This window comes from Geodermatophilus obscurus DSM 43160, from assembly GCF_000025345.1.
Classification (GTDB): Bacteria; Actinomycetota; Actinomycetes; order Mycobacteriales; family Geodermatophilaceae; genus Geodermatophilus; species Geodermatophilus obscurus.
Map to the genome: position 1 here is coordinate 1,777,589 of NC_013757.1, position 20,090 is coordinate 1,797,678.

The following is a 20,090-nucleotide window of genomic DNA, read 5'->3' on the forward strand; positions in this document are numbered from 1 at the left end:
CACCGTCGGGTGCCCCGTCGATGCGACGATCGGGACCCGCAGCTCCACCGGCTCTCGCAGGCCGGAGGGGGACTGACATGACCGACACCACGCTGCTCCTGCTGAACACCGCGATCACGGTGGCGATCGTCGTCGGGCTCATCGTCTTCGCGAAGATCAACCCGGTCATCTCGCTGGTGATCGGCGCTCTCTACCTCGGCATCGCCGCGGGGCTGGGCTACGAGGGGACGACGACCGCCGTCGTCGAGGGCTTCGGCAACCTGATGGCCGAGGTGGGCCTCATCATCGGGTTCGGCGTGATGCTCGGGACGCTGTTGTCGGCCATGGGGACGCTGCACCGCGTCGTTGACGGGATGCTGCGCCTCGTGGGGGCCAAGCGCTCCCCCTACGTCATCGGCCTGACCTCGGGGATCGTCTTCCCGGCGATCTACTTCGACGTCGCGCTGGTGATCCTGGGGCCCATGGCCCGGTCGATCGCCCTGCGGACCGGGCTCAGCATCGCGCCGCTGGCCGGCGCACTGGCCATCGGCCTCGAGGTGGCGCTGCTGATGGTCCCGCCCGGTGCAGCCGCGCTGGCCATCGCGGCCGCCCTCGGCATCCCGCTCGGCACCATGCTGCTGTGGGGCATCCCCTTCGGCATCGTGGTCATCGTCGTCTCCATCCTGCTGCACAGCCTGCTCATGCGCTTCACCTGGAACGACGAGAAGGACGACGACCCGCTGACCGACCCCGAGCACACCGGGGAGATCGCCGGCTACGGCCTCCCGCCCGGCGCCGAACCCTCCGGTGAGCAGGCAGCCATCGCGACCGACCAGCAGGCCCCGCAGCACGATCGCGGCGGTGCAGCGACGGCCGTCACGGAGGACCCGCAGCGCGGCACCGCCCCTGCCCCCGCCGGCGCAGGCGACACGGAGCCAGGGAGGCAGCTGCCCCTGCTCGTCGCCCTCCTCCCGCTGCTCATCCCGGTGCTGCTCATCGTGGCCGACACCAGCAGCAGTGCGGCCGGCGCGGAGATCGCCCTGCTCACCTTCCTGGGCAATCCCGTGGTGGCCCTCCTCATCGGACTGCTCGTGGGGACCGCTCTCGCCGTGCCGTCACTGGGCCGGGAGGGCGTCGAGGAGGTGATCGTGCGGGCCGCCGGGACCAGCGGCGTCATCCTGCTGTTCACCGGCGTCGCGGGATCGCTCGGGCAGGTCATCGCCGAGACCAACATCGGGGACCTGGTGGCCGGACTCTTCAGTGCCAGCGCGGCCTACCCGCTGGTGCTGGCCTGGCTGGTCGCGGCGCTGCTGCGCCTCGCCCAGGGCTCCGGGTCCGTGGCCGCCATCACCGCGGCGCTCCTGCTGGCGCCGGTCGTCGGGAGCCTGGGGCTCAACCCGGTGCTGATCTGGCTGGCCGCCGCGTCCGGGGCCGCCCTGGGCGGGCACGTCACCGACAACACCTTCTGGATCTTCAAGACGCTGCTGGGCCTCTCCGTCCGCGGCACCTTCCAGGTGTACACGGTCGCCCAGGGGCTGTTGTCCTTCGTCGGCCTGGGCGCGGTCCTCGTGCTCGGCATCTTCGCCTGACGGAAATCGAACAAAGGAGATCTCCAGCATGAACGCACCCACGAGCCCGGCCGTCGCGAACGCGGCCGGCACGGCCGACCGGGCGGAGCGGATCACCCGGATCCGCGAGGCCGCGTACCGGATCCGGCGCAACGCCCTGGACATGGGGGAGGTGCAGGGCCAGGGCTACATCGGGCAGGCACTCGGCGTCGCCGACGTCCTCGCGGTCGTCTACACCGACCAGCTCCGCTACCGCCCCGAGGACCCGCACTGGCCCGACCGGGACCGGTTCCTGCTCTCCATCGGCCACTACGCCATCGCGCTGTACGCCGCGCTGGCCGAGGCCGGCACCATTCCGCTCGAGGAGCTGGAGACCTACGGGTCGGATGACTCCCGGCTGCCGATGTCGGCAATGGCCTCCTACACCCCGGGTGTGGAGATCTCCGGCGGCTCGCTGGGCCACGGGCTGCCGGTGGCCACCGGGATGGCGCTGGGGCTGCGCCACCAGGGCAACTCCGCGCGAGTGTTCAACCTGCTCTCCGACGGCGAGCTGGACGAGGGCTCGACCTGGGAGGCGGCGATGGCCTGCGCCCACCACGGCCTGGACAACGTCACCGCGATCGTCGACGTCAACGCGCTGCAGGCCGACGGCCCCACCGCCGGCGTGCTGCGCACCGAGCCGGTGACCGACAAGTGGCAGGCCTTCGGCTGGCACGCCCTACGCGTGGACGGCAACGACGTCGCCGCGCTCGTCGACGCCCTCGACGAGCTCCGCGCGCACCGCGGGTCGCCGTCGGTGCTGATCTGCGACACCCGCATCGGCCGCGGCGTGCCGCTGCTCGAGACCCGCGAGAAGGCCCACTTCATGCGGGTGGAAGAGCACGAGTGGCAGGCCGCCCGCACCCAGCTCGAGGAAGGACTGGCTCGATGACCAGCACCGCCCCCCGCAACAAGCTCACCACCTCGGCGATGATCGCCTCCTTCGCCGACCCCGGTCAGCGCACCACCAGCGCACCGTTCGGGCACGCGCTCAACCGCCTGGCGGAGGAGCGGCCGGAGATCGTCGGGCTGTCGGCCGACCTGGCGAAGTACACCGACATGCACGTGTTCCGCGACGCCCATCCCGACCGGTTCTTCCAGATGGGCATGGCCGAGCAGTCGCTGCTCGGGGCCGCGGCCGGGATGGCGGAGGTCGGGCTGGTGCCCTTCGCCTCCACCTACTCGGTGTTCGCCACCCGGCGGGCCTACGACTTCCTCTGCCTCGACATCGCCGAGCCGAACCTGAACGTCAACGTCGTCGGCGGCCTGCCCGGCCTCACCACCGGGTACGGTCCCAGCCACCAGGCCACCGAGGACCTGGCGATCCTCCGCGGTTGCCCGAACCTGACCATCGTCGACCCGTGCGACTCCGTCGACATCGAGCAGGCCGTGCCGGCCCTGGCCGACGCACCCGGCCCCACCTACCTGCGGCTGCTGCGCGGCGCGGTGCCCACCGTGCTCGACGAGTACGACTACCGGTTCGAGCTGGGCAAGGCCGCCGAGCTGCGCACCGGCCGGGACGTCGTGCTCATCTCCACCGGCCTGATGACCATGCGGGCGCTGCAGGCCGCGGCCCGGCTGGAGGCCGACTCCGTCGACGTCGCCGTCCTGCACGTCCCGACGATCAAGCCGCTGGACACCGAGGCGATCCTGCGGGCGGCCCGCACCGACCGGCTCGTGGTGACGCTGGAGAACCACACCGTGGTCGGCGGCCTGGCCGAGTCGGTCGCGTCGACGCTGGCCTTCGCCGGCGTCGGGACGCGCGTGGTGCCGATCGCGCTGCCCGACGAGTTCCTCGCCGCCGGCGCCCTGCCCACCCTGCACGACCGCTACGGGCTGTCGACCGACGCCGTCATCGCCAAGGTCAAGGCCGAGCTGGGCGGCGGCACGCACGCCCCCTGGGCCGCCGACCCCGACCCGGCCACCGCCTGATCCGACGCTTGCACGTCACCACGAGGCAGGTCGGTGCCCGGCGGCGGTCGACGCGCTGACCACCGCCGGGCAGGGGGGTCGAACGTGCTCGAGTCGGCGCCGCCTGCACTCCACGGCGACCGCTCTTCGAGGCCGGTCTAGTCCACGTAACGACCACCCGGCTACAGGCTCGAGGCCTGCAACCGGACCTTCCGTTCCACACATCCCACAGCCCCTGGAGAAACCCATGTCCGTCTCCGACAAGACCGCCATCGTCACCGGCGCCGGCTCCAAGCGCGGCATCGGCCGCGCCACCGCCCACACCCTGGCCGCCGCCGGCTGGAACATCGCCATCCTCGACCTGGACGAGGGCAGCGCGAAGGACGCCGCCCAGGAGATCGCCGAGCAGCACGGCGTCCAGGCCGTCGGCATCGGCTGCGACGTCACCGACGAGGCCTCCGTCGAGAGCGCGCTGGCCGCCCTCGACGGCTCGGCGCCCCCCGTGGGCGCCCTGGTGAACAACGCCGGCATCACCTCCCCGACACCGTTCCTGGAGGTCAGCGGCGAGGAGTGGGACCGCATCTTCGCGGTCAACGTGCGCGGCGCGTACAACATCACCCGCCGCGTCGCGCCCGGCATGGCCGAGCGCGGCTTCGGCCGCATCGTCTTCCTCTCCTCGGTCTCGGCCGAGCGCGGCGGCGGGGTGTTCGGCGGGGTCGCCTACTCCGCCGCCAAGGCCGCCCAGCTCGGCTTCACCCGCGCACTGGCCCGGGAACTCGGGCCGAACGGCGTGACGGTCAACGCCGTCGCCCCCGGGCTCATCGACACCGACATCACCGGCGGCGCGCTGGAGGGCGAGCGCAAGCAGGAGTTGGTCGCCGGCATCCCGGTCGGCCGCAACGGCCGGGTCGCCGATGTCGCCGACCTCATCACGTACCTGTGCCGGGAGGAGACCGGGTACATCACCGGCGCGACGTACGACGTCAACGGCGGCTCGCACATCCATTGAGGACCCCGTCCCCCTCACCGCTCGCGAGCTCGCGGCGAGCCTCTGGACGGGGCCGTTCCAGCACCTCACCAGCGCGGCCCGTCCCCTCCGGGGGGCGGGCCGCGCCGGCGCGGTTGGTCCCGGTGCGCACCGCGGACCACGATGGGCCCGTGGACGAGCTCACCAGCCCCGCTCCCGCAGCCGGTGCCGTCGTGCGGTGCGCGTCGTGAGCGGCGACCGCCGCACCGCGGTGGTGACCGGCGCCGGCTCCGGACTCGGCCGCGCCATCGCCCGGGCGCTGGTGGCCGACGGCTGGTCCGTGGCACTGCTCGGGCGCACCCGTCAGTCGCTGGAGGAGACGGCCGGGGGCGGGGACGGCGTCCTCGTGCTGCCCACCGACGTCGCCGACGAGGAGCAGGTGGACGCGGCGTTCGACGCCCTCCGGGAGACCTGGGGCCGGCTCGACCTGCTGGTGAACAACGCCGGCACGTTCGGTCCGGCGGGCGAGGTGGACGAGGTCGCGGTCGCCGACTGGCGGGCGACCGTGGAGGTCAACGTGACGGGCGTCTTCCTCTGCGCCCGCGCCGCCGTCCGGCTGATGAAGGCGCAGGACCCGCCGGGCGGGCGGATCGTCAACAACGGCTCGATCTCCGCGCACGTGCCGCGGCCAGGGAGCGTCGCCTACACCGCCACCAAGCACGCCGTCGCCGGCCTCACCAAGGCGATCGCGCTGGACGGCCGCGCGCACCGGATCGTCTGCGGGCAGATCGACATCGGCAACGCCGCCACCGAGATGACCGCCGGGATGGAGCACGGGGCTCGCCAGGCCGACGGCTCGGTCCGGCCCGAGCCCACCTTCGACCCGGCGCACGTCGCCGACGCGGTGGTGCAGATGGCCCGGCTGCCGCTCGAGGTCAGCGTCCCGTTCACCACGATGCTGGCCACCGGCATGCCCTACCTCGGGCGGGGCTGAGGGCGCGCCGCTGCGCTGGGCCGTCAGCACCTCCCTCCTCTACGGCGACCTGCCGCTGGAGCGCCGGCTGGCCGGCGACGGTGGTGTGCCAGGTCGGCGCGTGCGAGCACCCCGCGGTGGACGCTCCGGCACTGGCCCGGGGGCCGCGGATCTCGCAGATTCGGCCTCGACACCGCCCACGTCCCGAGGAGGACGCATGACCACCCCCTACTGGGTCGCCGGGGAGCCCCGGACCGGCACCGACGTCGTCGCCGTCCGCTCGCCGTTCGACGGTGCCGAGGCCGGCCGGACGACGAACGCCACCGCCGAGGACGTCGAGGCCGCGGTGTCAGCTGCTCACCGGTCCCGTGCCGCCTGCGCGGCGCTGCCCGCCCACGCGCGGGCCGCCGCCCTCGACCACGTGTCGCGGCGGCTGGCCGAACGCAGCGAGGAGGTCGCCGCGCTGATCACCGCCGAGTCCGGCAAGCCGCTCAAGTGGGCGCGCCTGGAGGTGGCGCGCGCGGTGTCGACGTTCCGCTGGGGCGCGGAGGAGGCGCGGCGCTGGTCGGGCAGCCTGCAGCGGCTGGACACCGACCCCGCGGCGACCGGGCGGATGGCGCTGGTGCGTCGCGTCCCCCGTGGCCCGGTGCTGGGCATCGCGCCGTTCAACTTCCCGCTCAACCTGGTGGCCCACAAGGTCGCGCCGGCGATCGCCGCCGGGGCGCCGATCGTGCTCAAGCCCGCGCCCGCCACGCCCCTGTCGGCACTGCTGCTCGGGGAGATCCTGGGCGAGACCGACCTGCCGGCCGGCGCCTGGTCGGTGCTGCCGGTGCCCAACGAGGTCGCCGCGCAGCTGGTGCAGGACCCGCGGCTGCCGGTGGTCTCCTTCACCGGCTCGGTGCCGGTCGGCTGGTCGATCCGCGAGTCGGTCCCGCGCAAGCACGTGACCCTCGAGCTCGGCGGCAACGCGGCGGCCGTCGTCGCCCCCGACCAGGACGACGCGGCGCTGGACTGGGCGGCCTCCCGCATCGCGACCTTCGCGATGTACCAGGCCGGGCAGTCCTGCATCTCGGTGCAGCGGGTGTTCGCCCACCGCACCGTCGCGGCCGCGCTCACCGACCGGGTGGTCGAGGCGGTGGGCAAGCTGGTCACCGGCGACCCCACGGACGACGCCACCGACGTCGGCCCGCTGATCGACGAGCAGGCCGCCCGGCGGGTGGAGAGCTGGGTGCAGGAGGCGGTGGCCGCGGGCGCCCGGGTCCTCACCAGCGGCACCCGGGACGGCGCCTCCTACGCGCCCACCGTGCTCACCGACGTCCCGGCTGACGTGAAGGTGTCCTGCGAGGAGGTCTTCGGCCCGGTCGTCGTCCTGGAGACGGTGGACTCCGTCGACGAGGCGTTCGCGCGGGTCAACGACAGCCGGTTCGGGCTGCAGGCCGGCGTCTTCACCCGGGACCTGCAGGTGGCCTTCCGCGCGGCGCAGGTGCTCGAGGTCGGGGGAGTGGTGGTCGGCGACGTGCCGAGCTTCCGCGCCGACCAGATGCCCTACGGCGGGGTGAAGGACTCCGGCACCGGCCGCGAGGGCGTGCACGCGGCGATGGAGGACCTCACCGAGGAGCGCGTGCTGGTGCTCACCGGCATCGACGTCTAGGACGCCGCAGGATCCCCGGCCGCTCCTGACGACCTCCGGGCGGCCGGGACGCAGCGAGGCCCCGGTCCGATCGGACCGGGGCCTCGTCGCCTCCTGCGGTATCGATCACGGGGTTGGTGCAGCGTCGAGCGGCGTGTCCGTGCGTGTCACCGACAACAACCCCACGATCAGATCCTCATGGGAGATCAGCTCTCCAGGTTGGCCATGACGTGCTTGACGCGGGTGTAGTCCTCGAACCCGTACATCGACAGGTCCTTGCCGTAGCCGGAGTGCTTGAAGCCGCCGTGCGGCATCTCGGCGACCAGCGGGATGTGCGTGTTGATCCAGACGCAGCCGAAGTCCAGCGCCTTGCTCATCCGCATCGCCCGGCCGAAGTCCTTCGTCCAGACGCTGGAGGCCAGCCCGTAGGGGACCCCGTTGGCCCAGGCGAGGGCCTGCGCCTCGTCGGAGAACCGCTGCACGGTGATGACCGGGCCGAAGACCTCGTTCTGCACCATCTCGTCGCCCTGCCGCAGCCCGGCCACGACGGTCGGCTCGACGAAGAAGCCGCGGTCGCCCAGCCGGCGACCACCGGCGGTGATCTCGGCGTGGTCGGGTGCGCGGTCGAGGAAGCCGGTGACGTGCGCGAGCTGGTTGACGTTGTTCACCGGGGGCACGAGCGCGTCCGCGTCGCCGGCGCCGCCCTCGTACGTCGTCCGGGTGTTCCTCGCCTGCTCGGTCAGCGCCGCGACGAAGTCGTCGTGGATGCCCGGCCCCGCCAGCACCCGGGTGGCGGCGGTGCAGTCCTGCCCGGCGTTGAAGTAGCCGGCGACCGCGATCGCCTCGGCGGCGGCCTCGAGGTCGGCGTCGTCGAAGACGACGACCGGCGCCTTGCCGCCCAGCTCCAGGTGCACCCGCTTGACGTCGCGCGCGGCCGACTCGGCCACCGCCATGCCGGCCCGCACCGACCCGGTGATCGACACCATCTGCGGGGTGCGGTGCTCGACCAGCGCCCGGCCGGTGTCCCGGTCGCCGCAGACGACGTTGAGGACCCCCGGCGGGAGGAACTCCGCGGCCAGCTCGGCCATCCGCAGCGTGGTCGCCGGGGTGGTGTCGCTGGGCTTGAGGACGACGGTGTTGCCGGCCGCGATCGCGGGCGCGAACTTCCAGACCGCCATCATCATCGGGTAGTTCCACGGTGTCACCTGCCCGATCACCCCGACCGGCTCGCGGCGGATCCACGAGGTGTGCCCGGCCATGTACTCCGCGGCCGCCTTGCCCTCGAGGTTGCGCGCGGCGCCGGCGAAGAACCGGATCTGGTCGACCATCGGCGGGATCTCCTCGCTCGCGGTCAGCCCGAGCGGCTTGCCGGTGTTGCGGCTCTCCAGCGCCACCAGCTCGTCGGCGTGCGCCTCGATCGCGTCGGCGAGGCGGAGCAGTGCCAGGGACCGCTCCGAGGGGGTGGCGTCCCGCCAGCCGGGGAAGGCGCCCGCCGCCGCGGTGTAGGCCCGGTCGACGTCCTCGGCCGCCGACACCGGGGCCGAGGCGAACACCTCGCCGGTCGCCGGGTCGACCAGGTCCATCCGACGGCCGTCGGTGGCGTCGACGTGCTCCCCGCCGACGAAGTTGCGCAGCTCGAGCTTCTCGCTCACCGGGAGGTCCTCTCGTCGTGCATCCCGGAGGCACCGGGACCGCTGATCCAGTGGCCATCGTCACTGCCGACTGCTGATCTGTCCAGTGTCGCAGGTTGGGACGACGGATTCCTCAGGCGGAGGGCGGGTGCAGCGCGAGCCACAGCTCGGCGCGCACGCCGGGGGAGTCCAGGTCGCGGCCGATCAGCTCCTCGGCCCGCCGGATCCGCTTGCGCAGCGTGTGCCGGTGCACGCCCAGGCGGGCCGCGGCCGGCTCCCACTGCCCGTGCGCGGCCAGCCAGATCCGCAGCGACTCGACCAGGTCGCCGGGGCCGGCCCGGTCGGCGGCGACCAGCGGCGCCAGCGCGGCCTCGGCGAAGGCCGCGGTGGCCCCTGGGTCGAGCAGCGCGGACAGGCCCCGGCCGGCGAGGTCGGCGAAGGCGGTGACCGGCTGTCCGGCGGCCCGCCCGTGCCCGGCCGCCTGCCGTGCCTGCCGCACCCCGTCGGCCAGCCGGTCCCACGGCACCGGCGGCGCCGTGCCGAGGACGGTGCCCGGCACCCGCTCGAGCAGCACGGCCAGCCGCCCGGCCAGCGGCCCGTTGGCCGACACCAGGACGACGAGGGCGTCCTCGAGTTCGGCCGACAGCACCGGCTCGCGGGCGTGGGCGGCCGCGTCGGCGGCCACGTCGACGGCCGCGGCCCGCTGCTCGGCGGTGCCCAGCACGGCCAGCGCCAGCACCGGCTCAGCCGGCAGCCGCTCGCCCAGCGCGGCCACCACCGGCCCGGCCGCGGCGGTCTGCCCGGCCAGCAGCAGCTGCAGGATCGCCGCCCGCAGCGCCGCGGTGCCGCTGTCGAGCGCCCGCGACTGCTCCAGCCGCAGCGTGAGCAGCAGCGCCGCTGCGTTCACCACGTGCCGGTCGCCCGCGGGAAACGGCCCCGGCCGGCCGACGGCGAGGAAGCCGCGCACCCGCGAGCCGGTGCCCAGCGACTGCAGCAGCACCGTCTCGCCGGGCTGGGTGAGCGCCGCCCCGGCCGGGGGCCGGGCCGTCCGCAGCCGGTCGACCGCCGCGGTGAGGTCGCCGGCGCGTTCCCGGGCGGACGGCGGCGCGGCCTCCAGCGGCGTGCCGGCGGCGTCGACCAGCAGCGCCCAGCCGCCGAGGTGCCGGGCCAGCCGGTCGACGACGGTGCCCGGGGCACCCGGGGCGACCGCGGCGCGGGTCAGCTCCCGCTGCACCGTCGAGGTCCGGGTGACCACCGCATACTCCTCGGCGGCCAGTGCGCTGGAGACCGCGCGGGACAGGGCGATGAACGGCGTCTGCCGCGGCACCTCGAGGACCGCCAGCCCGTGCTCGTCGGCCGCGGCCACCAGCCCGGCGGGCACCTCGGCGTGGCTGAGGCCGGTGCCGAGACCCAGGCCCACCACGCCGGCCGCGGCCAGCCGGCGGACGTACTCGGCGGTCCCCTCGGGCGCCAGGGCCAGGCCGGTGGTCAGCAGCAGCTCGCCGCCCTCGAGGAACGGGGTGGGGTCGGCCAGCTCGCTGACGTGCACCCAGGAGACGGCACGGTCGACCGGCGCGCTGCGGGTGTGCAGCGTCAGCTCGAGCGACGCGGTGCCCAGCAGCGTCGCGACGGTGACCGGCACGGGGAGGACCTCTCGACGATCTGGACACCCGGACGCCCCGGGAGTGCCGATCCGGACGGTACCGGGAGAGACGTGCGCCACGGACCCTGGACGGGAGGACCTCCCCCGTCGGGGGAGGCCGCCCCCACGAGGAGACAGTGATGACCGACCTGCTCACCGGCCCGCACACCGTCGCCCAGGAGCGGCGCCTGGTCACCGAGCTGCCCGGCCCCCGCTCACGCGAGCTGGCCGCCCGCCGGGCCGCCGCGGTCACCTCCGCCGTGGGCAGCGTCCTGCCGGTCTACATCGAGCGCGCCGCGGGCGGCGTGGTGGTCGACGTCGACGGCAACTCCTTCATCGACCTGGGCTCGGGCATCGCCGTCACCAACGTCGGCCACGCCGCGCCCGAGGTGGTGGCCGCCGTCCAGGCGCAGGTCGCCGCCTTCACCCACACCTGCTTCATGGTCGGGCCCTACGAGGGCTACGTCGCCGTCGCCGAGGAGCTCGACCGGCTCACCCCGGGCGACCACGAGAAGCGCACGGCGCTGTTCAACACCGGTGCCGAGGCCGTGGAGAACGCGGTCAAGGTGGCCCGCGTGGCCACCGGCCGCTCGGCCGTCGTCGTCTTCGACCACGCCTACCACGGGCGCACCAACCTCACGATGGCGCTGACGGCGAAGAACATGCCGTACAAGCACGGCTTCGGGCCCTTCGCCGGCGAGGTCTACCGGGTGCCGATGTCCTACCCGTACCGCGACGAGCCGGGGACGACCGGCGAGCAGGCCGCCGCGCGGGCGATCGACCTGATCGAGACGCAGATCGGCGCCGCCAACGTGGCCGCCGTGCTCATCGAGCCGATCCAGGGCGAGGGCGGCTTCGTCGTCCCGGCGCCGGGCTTCCTGCCCGCCCTGACCGACTGGTGCCGCCGCTCGGGCGCGGTCTTCATCGCCGACGAGGTGCAGACCGGCTTCTGCCGCACCGGCGCCTGGTTCGCCTCGGAGCACGAGGGCGTCGTCCCCGACCTGATCACCACCGCCAAGGGCATCGCCGGCGGCATGCCGCTGGCCGGGGTGACCGGCCGCGCCGAGCTGATGGACGCCGTGCACACCGGCGGGCTGGGCGGCACCTACGGCGGCAACCCGGTGTCGTGCGCCGCCGCGCTCGCCAGCATCCGCATCATGCGGGAGCTGGACCTGAACGCCGCCGCGCGCGCGATCGAGGCCACCATGCTGCCGCGGCTGCGCGCGCTGCAGGAGCGCACCGGCGTGGTCGGCGACGTCCGCGGCCGCGGCGCGATGCTCGCCGTCGAGCTGGTCGAGCCGGGCACGAACGAGCCCGACTCCGCACTGACCAACGCGATCTCCAAGGCCTGCCACGCCGAGGGCGTCATCACCCTGACCGCCGGCACGCACAGCAACGTGCTGCGCTTCCTGCCCCCGCTGGTCATCGGGCAGGACCTGCTCACCGAGGGGCTCGACGTCCTCGACGCCGCCTTCGACGCGCACGTGGGGAAGTGAGCGCCCCGGCCGCCGGCGCCGACCGCCGGCTGACGGACCCGGGAGCATCGCAGCGAGCGACCGAGCCGACAGCGAGTGAGCATCGCAGCGAGCGCCAGCGAGCGAGGAGCGGAGCGAGCGCGGAGGCGAGTGATCGCGAAGCGAGCGAGGAGTGGACCGGGTCGCGGAAGCCGGCCCATGGACACCGCCGGCTGACCCTGACTCCCGAGGGCCCTACCGGCAACGGCCGGGTGGCCGGTCTGGTCACCTGGCCGGCCGCCCGACCGCTGCTGGCCGACGTGGTGCCGATCTTCGACCGGTTTGGGGTGCGGGTGGCCGACGCCGTCGCCGTCCCCGGGGACGACGACGCGCCGGCCACCCGGCTGGAGCTGCTGCTGCCGCAGGGGACGGCGGCGGCCACCGCGCTGCCCCGGCTGGAGCAGGCCCTGGCCGCGGCGTGGGCGGGGGAGACCGAGCTCGACGGCCTCTCCCGGCTGACCGTCGGGGCCGGCCTGCCGGTCCGCGACGTCGCCGTCCTCCGGGCCGCCTGCCGGTACCTCGCGCAGGTCGGGCTGGGCCTGTCCCGCGGCTACGTCGAGGAGACCGTGCTCGGCGCGCCGGACTTCGCCCGCGCGCTGCTGGCGAACTTCGCCGCCCGGCACGACCCCGACGCCGCCGACCCCGCGACCGCGGCGTCGGCCGCCGAGCACCTGGCCGAGCTGCTCACCCGGACGACGAGCCTGGACGCCGACCGCATCCTCCGCGGCCTGCGCGACGTGCTCGCCGCCGTCGTGCGCACCAACCGCTACCAGGTGGACGCCACCGGGAGTCCCCGGCCGGCGCTGGCGCTGAAGATCGCCTCCGCGCAGCTGGACCTGCTGCCCAGGCCGCGGCCGGAGGTGGAGACCTTCGTGTGCTCGCCGCGCATGGAGGGGCTGCACCTGCGCGGTGCCCGGGTGGCCCGCGGCGGGCTGCGCTGGTCCGAGCGCCCGGAGGACTTCCGCACCGAGGTGCTCGGTCTGGTCAAGGCGCAGATGGTCAAGAACGCGGTGATCGTGCCGGCGGGGGCCAAGGGCGCCTTCGTCGTCCGCGAGGACTTGCGCGGCCTGGACCGCGCGGCGGTGCAGGAGCGGGTGGCCGGCGCCTACCGCACCTTCGTCGACGCGCTGCTGGACGTGACCGACGACCGCGACGGCGACCGCGTCGTCCACCCGGCCCGCACCGTGGTGCACGACGGGGACGACCCCTACCTGGTGGTGGCCGCCGACAAGGGGACGGCGACCTTCTCCGACCTGGCCAACGAGGTGGCCGAGCGCCGCGGCTTCTGGCTCGGCGACGCGTTCGCCTCCGGCGGCTCGAGCGGCTACGACCACAAGGTCATGGGCATCACCGCCCGCGGCGCGTGGGTGTCGGTGCGCCGGCACCTGCGCGAGCTCGGCGTGGACCCCGACGGTCCGCTGACGGCGGTGGGCGTCGGCGACATGTCCGGCGACGTCTTCGGCAACGGGATGTTGCTGTCCGACGAGCTGCGCCTGGTGGCCGCCTTCGACCACCGGCACGTCTTCCTCGACCCGGACCCCGACCCCGCGCGGTCCGCGGCCGAGCGCCGCCGGCTGTTCGCGCTGCCGGGCTCGTCGTGGGACGACTACGACCGCTCGGTGCTGTCCCCGGGTGGTGGCGTCCACCGCCGCGACGCCAAGAGCGTGCCGCTATCGCCGCAGGTGCGGGCCCGGCTCGGTGTGGACGCCGAGGAGCTTTCGCCGGCCGAGCTGGTGCGGGCGGTGCTGCGGGCGCCGGTCGACCTGCTGTGGAACGGCGGCATCGGCACCTACGTCCGAGCCGCGGAGGAGACCGACGCGCAGGTGGGGGACCGCGCCAACGACGCCGTCCGCGTGACCTCCGGGGAGCTGCGCTGCCGGGTGGTGGGGGAAGGCGGCAACCTGGGCCTGACCCAGCGCGCGCGGATCGAGGCGGCTCGCGCCGGGGTCGCGCTCAACACCGACTTCATCGACAACTCCGCCGGGGTGGACACCTCCGACCGCGAGGTCAACCTGAAGGTCCTGCTGGCGGGTGTGCCCCGTGCCGAGCGGGACGCGGTGCTGCGCGCGGTCGAGGACGAGGTGGCCACCTCCGTGCTGGCCGACAACGCACTCCAGGCGCGGGCGCTGTCGGTGTGCGCGGCGCAGGCGCCGTTCCTGCTCGACCGGCACGCCCAGCTGATCGGCGACCTGGAGCGGCACGGCTTGGACCGCGACCTCGAGGTGCTGCCCTCGGAGGCGGAGGTCGAGCGGCTGCGCCAGGCCGGGGCCGGCCTGACCCGGCCCGAGGCCGCGGTGCTGCTCGCCCACTCCAAGAACCTGGTCCGCGAGGAGCTGTTGCGCAGCGACCTGCCCGACGACCCGTCGGTGGCGGGGGTGCTGGCGGCTTACTTCCCCCGGGCGGTGCGCGAGCGCTGGCCCGACCGGGTGGCCGCCCACCCGCTGGCCCGGGAGATCACCGCCACCCAGCTGGCGAACGACCTGGTCAACCGGGTGGGCCCGGGCTTCCTGCTGCGCCTGGAGGAGCGTCACGGCGTCCCCACCCCGGTGGCGGCCCACGCCTACATGGTGGCCACGCAGGTGCTCGACCTCGACCCTGTGTGGGCGCGGGTGGACGACGTGCCGCTGGCCGTGGAGCGGCTGGCGCTGCCCGAGCTGCAGGCCGCCACCGAGCGGACGGCCGACCGGCTGCTGCAGGCCCACCCCGACCCCGCGGCGCTGACCGCGGCGGCACCCGCGCTGGCCGCCGTCGTCGCCGGGCTCGACCCGGCCGCGTGGCTGGACCGGCCGGGCGCCGCGGGCGACCGGGCCCGCGCGCTGCAGGCCGAGCTGGCCGCCGCGGGCCGACGGCGACGCGGACGCCTTCGCCGGCCGGCACGCGAACGCGCTGGCCCGCTTCACCGCCGTCCGCGAGCAGGCCACGTCCGCCCGCGACGACGTCCTGGGCCGGGCGTGCGTGGTGGTGGCGGAGCTGCGCCGGCTGGTGCGGACCGTGGGCTGACAGCCGCGGGAGCACCGCAGCGAGCGCGGAGCGGACCGGGGCGCGGAAGCCCACCGGTGAGGACGGCCGGCCGGCCGGGGCGGGGGTCCCGGCCGGCCGCCGCCGTCGGTCCGGGCCCACGCAGGAGTGCGGCCCGCGGAAGCGGCCGGAGAGTCCGGTCGGCGTCGTGACGGGTGGGACGCCACCCTCGGCCTGCACGTCCGGTAGCGGCCTGCGGACCTCCTCGTGGTGGCCGCGCCGGGGGGTCGGCGCGCCGAGCTGGAACGGCGGCGACCGGTCGTGGTCAACCGCTGACCAACGCGAGCAGAGTACGAACCCGCGGGTCTGGAGGTGCCGGTTCCCCGAGGGGCGCTGATGGGGGACTCGGCGAGAACCGGTCGCGACGAGATGGAGGGGTGCCTCGTGTCGGACCGTGACCCCGGCCTGCCGAACGAGCTCGACGTCGACCCGGAGATGGCCCTCGGAGCCGGAGAGGCCGGAGAGGGCGGCGCCGAACCCCTCTCCGAACCCATCGACGATCCCGAGCACCAGGACTACGTCGAGCCGGCGTCACGTGCGGTGCCCGCACCGGGAGAAGCAGGTCGGTGACCATCCAGATCGGGGGCTACCAGGGTGCACGGAGTTGCACCGGAGGTCCCACGCAGGGCGCACGGAACCTGATGTCGTGGTGGCTCGGCGCCTACGGGAGCCGGGGCGCGACGAACCTCGGCATCTACAACTGTCGGCCGGTGAGCGGTGGGAGTGTGCTCAGCGTCCACGCGGAGGGACGGGCCGCCGACCTGGGGGCTCCGGTCGGGAACCCCTGGTCCTGGGGGGTGATGGACACCTTCCGCCTCAACTCCCAGGAACTCGGTCTCCAGTGCGTCATCCACGACCGGCGGATCTGGTCCTCGATCGCCCCGGACTGGCGCCCGTACTCCGGGTCCTCCCCACACACCGACCACGGGCACGTGGAGTTGATGTGGTGGGCCGCGAACGGCGGGCTGACCGTGGACCGCCTCAACCAGGTGATGGGGGGCGGCACACCGCCGCCGCCGCCCCCGCCTGCCATGCCGGTGCTGCGGTTGGGCAGCACGGGAGATGCGGTCAGGAGGCTCCAGGAGACGCTGAACCGCTGGTACCCGAGCCTCCCGCCACTCGCCGTCGACGGTGACTTCGGTCCGAGGACGGACGCCCGGGTGCGGTACTTCCAGGGGCGCGCCGGGCTGGTGGCCGACGGGATCGTCGGGCCTGCCACCTGGCGGGCTCTGGGGTTCTAGCCGGCCTCGGCACGACGGCCGGTCGTTGACCGTCGCGGTGGGCGCCCATCCGGGCGGACACAGCCGCAGGTCGGCCGTGACCTCCACGCCGACGGGCCGACCGGGCGCTGCTCGGTGAGCGTCACGGCTGCGGATCCCGTCGTCCGGATCGGCTGAGGGTCCGCGGATCGCAGCGACGAGCCACCCTGACGGGCCATGCTGTCAGCGACCGGGCCTGGCTACCATCCGAGAGCCCGGGTCCGCCGGGACGACGTGCGGGGAGGACCGGGATGACCATCCGTCGGCAGTTCGTGCTGGACGACGTCTCGCGGGCGATCATCGAGCAGCTGCAGGAGGACGGCCGCCGTCCCTACGCGCGCATCGCCGCGGCGGTCGGGCTCTCGGAGGCGGCCGTGCGGCAGCGCGTGCAGCGGCTGCTCGACGCCGGCGTCATGCAGATCGTCGGGGTTACCGACCCGCTGCAGGTCGGCTTCTCGCGGCAGGCGATGGTCGGCGTGCGCACCAGCGGCGACGCCCGGGCCGCGGCCGACCGCATCGCCGCGTTCGGTGAGGTCGACTACGTCGTCATCACGGCCGGGTCGGTCGACCTGCTGGTCGAGGTGGTCTGCGAGGACGACGACCAGCTGCTCGACGTCGTCGCCCGCCTCCGCGCGGTGGAGGGCGTGGAGTCCACCGAGACCCACCTCTACCTGGGGCTGGCCAAGCAGACCTACGCCTGGGGGACCCGCGGACCGCAGGGCTCGGCGTCCGGCGCCGCGGGGCTCTGAGGCTCAGCCGCCGGTGCGGTTGAGCGCGAGGACCGACAGCAGCTCGTAGCCCACGTGGGCCGCGGCGATGCCGGTCAGCTCCGCGTGGTCGTAGGGCGGGGACACCTCGACGATGTCGGCGCCGACGACGTCCAGCCCGACCAGCCCGCGCAGCGTGTTGAGCAGCTCCCGGCTGGTGAGGCCACCGGCCTCCGGCGTCCCGGTGCCCGGCGCGTGGGCGGGGTCGAGGACGTCGATGTCGACCGACACGTAGACCGGGCCGCCGGTCAGCCGGCGCCGCATCCGCTCGACGATGCTGCGCACGCCGTCGATCTCGTAGTCGTCGGAGCGGATCACCTGGAAGCCCAGGACGGCGTCGTCCTCGAGGTCCTGCTTGCTGTACAGCGGGCCGCGGATGCCCATGTGCAGCGAGCGCTCCACGTCGATGAGCCCCTCCTCGCTGGCGCGGCGGAACGGCGTGCCGTGCGTGTAGGGGGCGCCGAAGTAGGTGTCCCAGGTGTCGAGGTGGGCGTCGAAGTGCAGGACGGCGACCGGTCCGTGGTCACGCGCCAGCGAGCGCAGGATCGGCAGCGCGATCGTGTGGTCCCCGCCGATGGTGAGCAGCTGGGCGCCGTCGGCGCGCAGCGTGGTCACCTCGCGGTCGATGGTCTCGATCGCCTCGCCGAGGTCGAACGGGTTGACCCCGATGTCGCCGGCGTCGGCCACCTGCTGCGTGCCGAAGGGCGTGGCGTCGAGCGCCGGGTTGTAGGACCGCAGCAGCTTGGAGCCCGCCCGCACGTGCCCGGGGCCGAAGCGGGCGCCGGGCCGGTAGCTGACCCCGGAGTCGAAGGGCACCCCGAGGACGGCGACGTCGGCGCGGGAGACCTCGTCGATCCGCGGCAGCCGGGCGAAGGTGGCCGGTCCGGCGTAGCGGGGGACACGGGTGGCGTCCACCGGGCCGATCGGGGTCTGCTCCTGCACGGGGTCTCCTGGGGGTCTGCGGGGACGGACGACGACGTGGCGTCCCCCGTCCGGGTCGGCCGCCACTGTCAACTCGTGTTTCACATTTGTCAACGCCGGGGGGGAACTAGTGTCCGCGAGGACCGGGGAGGTGTGATGGAGGCAGTGTCCGAGGTGGAGGTGCCGCGCATCGGCGGGCGGCTCAAGGCGGTCCGGCAGGCGCGCCGGCTCACGCTCACCGACGTGGCTGAGGCCAGCGGGTTGACCAAGGGGTTCCTCAGCAAGCTCGAGCGGGACCAGGCCAGCGCCTCGGTGGCCGCCCTCGTGCGGGTGTGCGCGGCGCTCGGCATCTCGCCGGGGAGCCTCTTCGAGGCCGCGCCCGGTGGGGAGGCCGTCCGGGCGGGCAGCTACCCGCCCATCGCCTTCGGCGGTCAAGGACTGTCCGAGTACCTGCTCACCCCGTCCGGGGAGCGGCGGCTGCAGGCCATCCTCTCCGAGGTCGCCCCGGGCGGCGGGAGCGGCGAGGAGACCTACGCCCTGCCGGCCGAGGTCGAGTTCGTCTTCGTGCTCGAGGGCGACCTCGAGGTCACCGTCGGCGGCGAGGTCACGACACTGGGCCAAGGCGACGCGTTCACCTTCTCGCCCGGCACCGAGCACGGTTTCCGCTCGCTGCGGGCGGAAGGGACCACCCGGGTGCTGTGGGTGTTCGCCCCGGCCCTGCCGGTCGGGCGGGAGCCAATCTAGGAAACGCTAGTTGACAAGCAAGCAACATGTGGTGATGCTCGCTGCGATCCAGACCACAGGCACAGCCGCAGAGGAGCTCCCGTGAGCCCAGTGAGCGCCGGCCCGGGCAGCGCAGCCCCGCCCCGCCGCAGTCAGTTGTTCCGGCTCAAGCCGGTCGACGTCATCGTCGCCCAGCACGAGGAGGCCGGCGGCTCCGGGCTGCGTCGGTCCATGGGCCTGCTCCAGCTCACCGCGCTGAGCATCGGCGCGACCCTCGGCACCGGCATCTTCGTCATCCTCGGGGAGGCGGTGCCACTGGCCGGGCCGGCGATCGTGCTCGCCTTCGTCCTCGCCGCGGTGACCGCGCTGTTCTCGGCGCTGTCCTACGCCGAGCTGGCCGGCAGCATCCCGGTCTCGGGCTCCTCGTACAGCTACACCTACGCCACCATGGGCGAGCTCGTCGCCTGGGTGTGCGGCTGGCTGCTGATGCTCGAGTACGGGGTCTCGGTGGCCGCCGTCGCGGTGGGCTGGGGCGCCTACATCGACGACCTGGCCGCCAACACGATCGGCGCGGTGCTGTCCGAGGCGCTGTCCGCGCCGCCGGGCGACGGCGGGGTGGTCAACGTGCCCGCGATGGTCGTCGTGCTGCTCGCCATGGCACTGCTGCTGCGCGGCACCAGCGAGAGTGCCCGGGTCAACACCGCGATGGTGGTGCTCAAGGTCGGCGTCCTGCTGTTCTTCTGCGTGGTCGCGTTCACCGCCTTCCGCGCCGGCAACCTCGCGCCCTTCGTGCCGATGGGCGTCGCCGGCATCACCGCCGCGGCCTCGCAGGCGTTCTTCTCCTACATCGGCTTCGACGCCGCCTCGACCGCCGGCGACGAGGCCCGTGACCCCCGCCGTGACCTCCCGCGGGCCATCGTGCTGTCGCTGCTGGTGGTCACGGTCGTCTACTGCCTGGTGGCCCTGGCCGCCGTCGGCGCGGTGCCGTGGCCGCAGATCAGCGGCTCGGAGGCGGCGCTCGCCGACGTCCTCGCCCTGGCCACCGGCCAGACCTGGACCGCGGTGCTGCTCTCGATCGGCGCGGTCATCGCGATTGCCAGCGTGGTGCTGACCGTCCTCTACGGGCAGACCCGCATCCTCTACGCGATGTCCCGTGACGGCCTGGTGCCCCCGGTGTTCTCCCGGGTCAGCCGGCGCCGGCGGATCCCGGTGGCCAACACGGTCATCGTGAGCGTGGTCATCGCCCTGCTCGCCGGCCTCGTCCCGCTCGGCGAGCTGGCCAACGCCACGAGCATCGGCACCCTGTTCGCCTTCGCGCTGGTCAACGTCGGCGTCATCATCCTCCGCCGCAGCCGTCCGGACCTGCCGCGCACCTTCCGGACGCCGCTGTACCCGCTCACCCCGGTGCTCGGCGTGCTGTTCTGCCTCCTGCTGGTGGCCGGCCTGGGTTCGGCCACCTGGCTGGTGTTCCTGGCGTGGATGCTGGTGGGGCTGGCCGTCTACTTCGGCTACGGGTACCGCCACTCGGCCCTGCGCACGGGGGCCTGA

Annotated in this window: 16 protein-coding genes; 13 read left to right on the forward strand and 3 right to left on the reverse strand. The window is 74.3% G+C overall.

Annotated elements, in window-relative coordinates:
* Positions 1-77 precede the first annotated feature (77 nt).
* From GOBS_RS08455 to GOBS_RS08480, 6 genes are all read left to right on the forward strand, one after another.
* Positions 78-1,568, forward strand: a complete 1,491-nt coding sequence (locus GOBS_RS08455; protein WP_012947869.1) for a GntP family permease — start codon at positions 78-80, stop codon at positions 1,566-1,568.
* A 28-nt stretch (positions 1,569-1,596) separates the two neighbouring features.
* Positions 1,597-2,478, forward strand: a complete 882-nt coding sequence (locus GOBS_RS08460; RefSeq protein WP_012947870.1) for a transketolase — start codon at positions 1,597-1,599, stop codon at positions 2,476-2,478.
* Positions 2,475-3,518, forward strand: a complete 1,044-nt coding sequence (locus GOBS_RS08465) for a transketolase family protein (protein WP_012947871.1) — start codon at positions 2,475-2,477, stop codon at positions 3,516-3,518. Before GOBS_RS08460 ends, GOBS_RS08465 begins: the two co-directional genes overlap by 4 nt.
* A gap of 226 nt (positions 3,519-3,744) precedes the next feature.
* Positions 3,745-4,506: an SDR family NAD(P)-dependent oxidoreductase gene (locus GOBS_RS08470; protein ID WP_012947872.1), complete on the forward strand. Its 762-nt coding sequence runs from the start codon at positions 3,745-3,747 to the stop codon at positions 4,504-4,506.
* 205 nt (positions 4,507-4,711) lie between these two features.
* Positions 4,712-5,458: an SDR family oxidoreductase gene (locus GOBS_RS08475; RefSeq protein ID WP_243697676.1), complete on the forward strand. Its 747-nt coding sequence runs from the start codon at positions 4,712-4,714 to the stop codon at positions 5,456-5,458.
* A gap of 196 nt (positions 5,459-5,654) precedes the next feature.
* Positions 5,655-7,088, forward strand: coding sequence for an aldehyde dehydrogenase family protein (locus GOBS_RS08480; protein ID WP_012947874.1), 1,434 nt, complete (start codon positions 5,655-5,657; stop codon positions 7,086-7,088).
* 185 nt (positions 7,089-7,273) lie between these two features.
* Here the strand turns inward: GOBS_RS08480 and GOBS_RS08485 are convergent, their stop codons facing one another.
* Positions 7,274-8,719, reverse strand: a complete 1,446-nt coding sequence (locus GOBS_RS08485; RefSeq protein ID WP_012947875.1) for a gamma-aminobutyraldehyde dehydrogenase — start codon at positions 8,717-8,719, stop codon at positions 7,274-7,276.
* A 112-nt stretch (positions 8,720-8,831) separates the two neighbouring features.
* Positions 8,832-10,340 (reverse strand): helix-turn-helix domain-containing protein, encoded by a 1,509-nt coding sequence (locus GOBS_RS08490; protein WP_012947876.1) that lies wholly within the window; start codon positions 10,338-10,340, stop codon positions 8,832-8,834.
* Between the two features lie 140 nt (positions 10,341-10,480).
* On the opposite strand from GOBS_RS08490, the gene gabT reads away from it, so the two are divergent.
* The 5 genes from gabT (at position 10,481) to GOBS_RS08515 (ending at position 16,880) form a co-directional block, all read left to right on the forward strand.
* Complete coding sequence (gabT, locus tag GOBS_RS08495) at positions 10,481-11,836, forward strand: 4-aminobutyrate--2-oxoglutarate transaminase (protein ID WP_012947877.1); 1,356 nt, start codon at positions 10,481-10,483, stop codon at positions 11,834-11,836.
* A gap of 230 nt (positions 11,837-12,066) precedes the next feature.
* On the forward strand, positions 12,067-15,024 hold the full coding sequence (locus GOBS_RS08500) for an NAD-glutamate dehydrogenase domain-containing protein (protein ID WP_012947878.1): 2,958 nt from the start codon (positions 12,067-12,069) through the stop codon (positions 15,022-15,024).
* Between the two features lie 232 nt (positions 15,025-15,256).
* Positions 15,257-15,442, forward strand: a complete 186-nt coding sequence (locus GOBS_RS08505; RefSeq protein WP_081448838.1) for a hypothetical protein — start codon at positions 15,257-15,259, stop codon at positions 15,440-15,442.
* Between the two features lie 71 nt (positions 15,443-15,513).
* Complete coding sequence (locus GOBS_RS25315; RefSeq protein WP_049788178.1) at positions 15,514-16,113, forward strand: peptidoglycan-binding domain-containing protein; 600 nt, start codon at positions 15,514-15,516, stop codon at positions 16,111-16,113.
* A 269-nt stretch (positions 16,114-16,382) separates the two neighbouring features.
* Positions 16,383-16,880 (forward strand): Lrp/AsnC family transcriptional regulator, encoded by a 498-nt coding sequence (locus GOBS_RS08515; RefSeq protein WP_012947881.1) that lies wholly within the window; start codon positions 16,383-16,385, stop codon positions 16,878-16,880.
* 3 nt (positions 16,881-16,883) lie between these two features.
* On the opposite strand, the gene speB is transcribed toward GOBS_RS08515, so the two are convergent.
* Positions 16,884-17,840: an agmatinase gene (gene speB / locus GOBS_RS08520; RefSeq protein WP_012947882.1), complete on the reverse strand. Its 957-nt coding sequence runs from the start codon at positions 17,838-17,840 to the stop codon at positions 16,884-16,886.
* 135 nt (positions 17,841-17,975) lie between these two features.
* Between speB and GOBS_RS08525 the strand changes: the two genes are divergently transcribed.
* Positions 17,976-18,563 (forward strand): helix-turn-helix domain-containing protein, encoded by a 588-nt coding sequence (locus GOBS_RS08525; RefSeq protein WP_012947883.1) that lies wholly within the window; start codon positions 17,976-17,978, stop codon positions 18,561-18,563.
* An 81-nt stretch (positions 18,564-18,644) separates the two neighbouring features.
* A complete protein-coding gene (locus tag GOBS_RS08530; RefSeq protein WP_012947884.1) occupies positions 18,645-20,090 on the forward strand; it encodes an amino acid permease in 1,446 nt (481 codons plus the stop codon).

Bases quoted from the DNA above. Each gene is read 5' to 3' on its own strand.
- GOBS_RS08470 (WP_012947872.1), top strand. From the start codon at position 3,745: ATGTCCGTCTCCGACAAGACCGCCATCGTCACCGGCGCCGGCTCCAAG.
- GOBS_RS08460 (WP_012947870.1), top strand. From the start codon at position 1,597: ATGAACGCACCCACGAGCCCGGCCGTCGCGAACGCGGCCGGCACGGCC.
- GOBS_RS25315 (WP_049788178.1), top strand. From the start codon at position 15,514: ATGTCGTGGTGGCTCGGCGCCTACGGGAGCCGGGGCGCGACGAACCTC.
- GOBS_RS08525 (WP_012947883.1), top strand. From the start codon at position 17,976: ATGGAGGCAGTGTCCGAGGTGGAGGTGCCGCGCATCGGCGGGCGGCTC.
- GOBS_RS08465 (WP_012947871.1), top strand. From the start codon at position 2,475: ATGACCAGCACCGCCCCCCGCAACAAGCTCACCACCTCGGCGATGATC.
- GOBS_RS08515 (WP_012947881.1), top strand. From the start codon at position 16,383: ATGACCATCCGTCGGCAGTTCGTGCTGGACGACGTCTCGCGGGCGATC.
- GOBS_RS08480 (WP_012947874.1), top strand. From the start codon at position 5,655: ATGACCACCCCCTACTGGGTCGCCGGGGAGCCCCGGACCGGCACCGAC.
- GOBS_RS08455 (WP_012947869.1), top strand. From the start codon at position 78: ATGACCGACACCACGCTGCTCCTGCTGAACACCGCGATCACGGTGGCG.
- gabT (WP_012947877.1), top strand. From the start codon at position 10,481: ATGACCGACCTGCTCACCGGCCCGCACACCGTCGCCCAGGAGCGGCGC.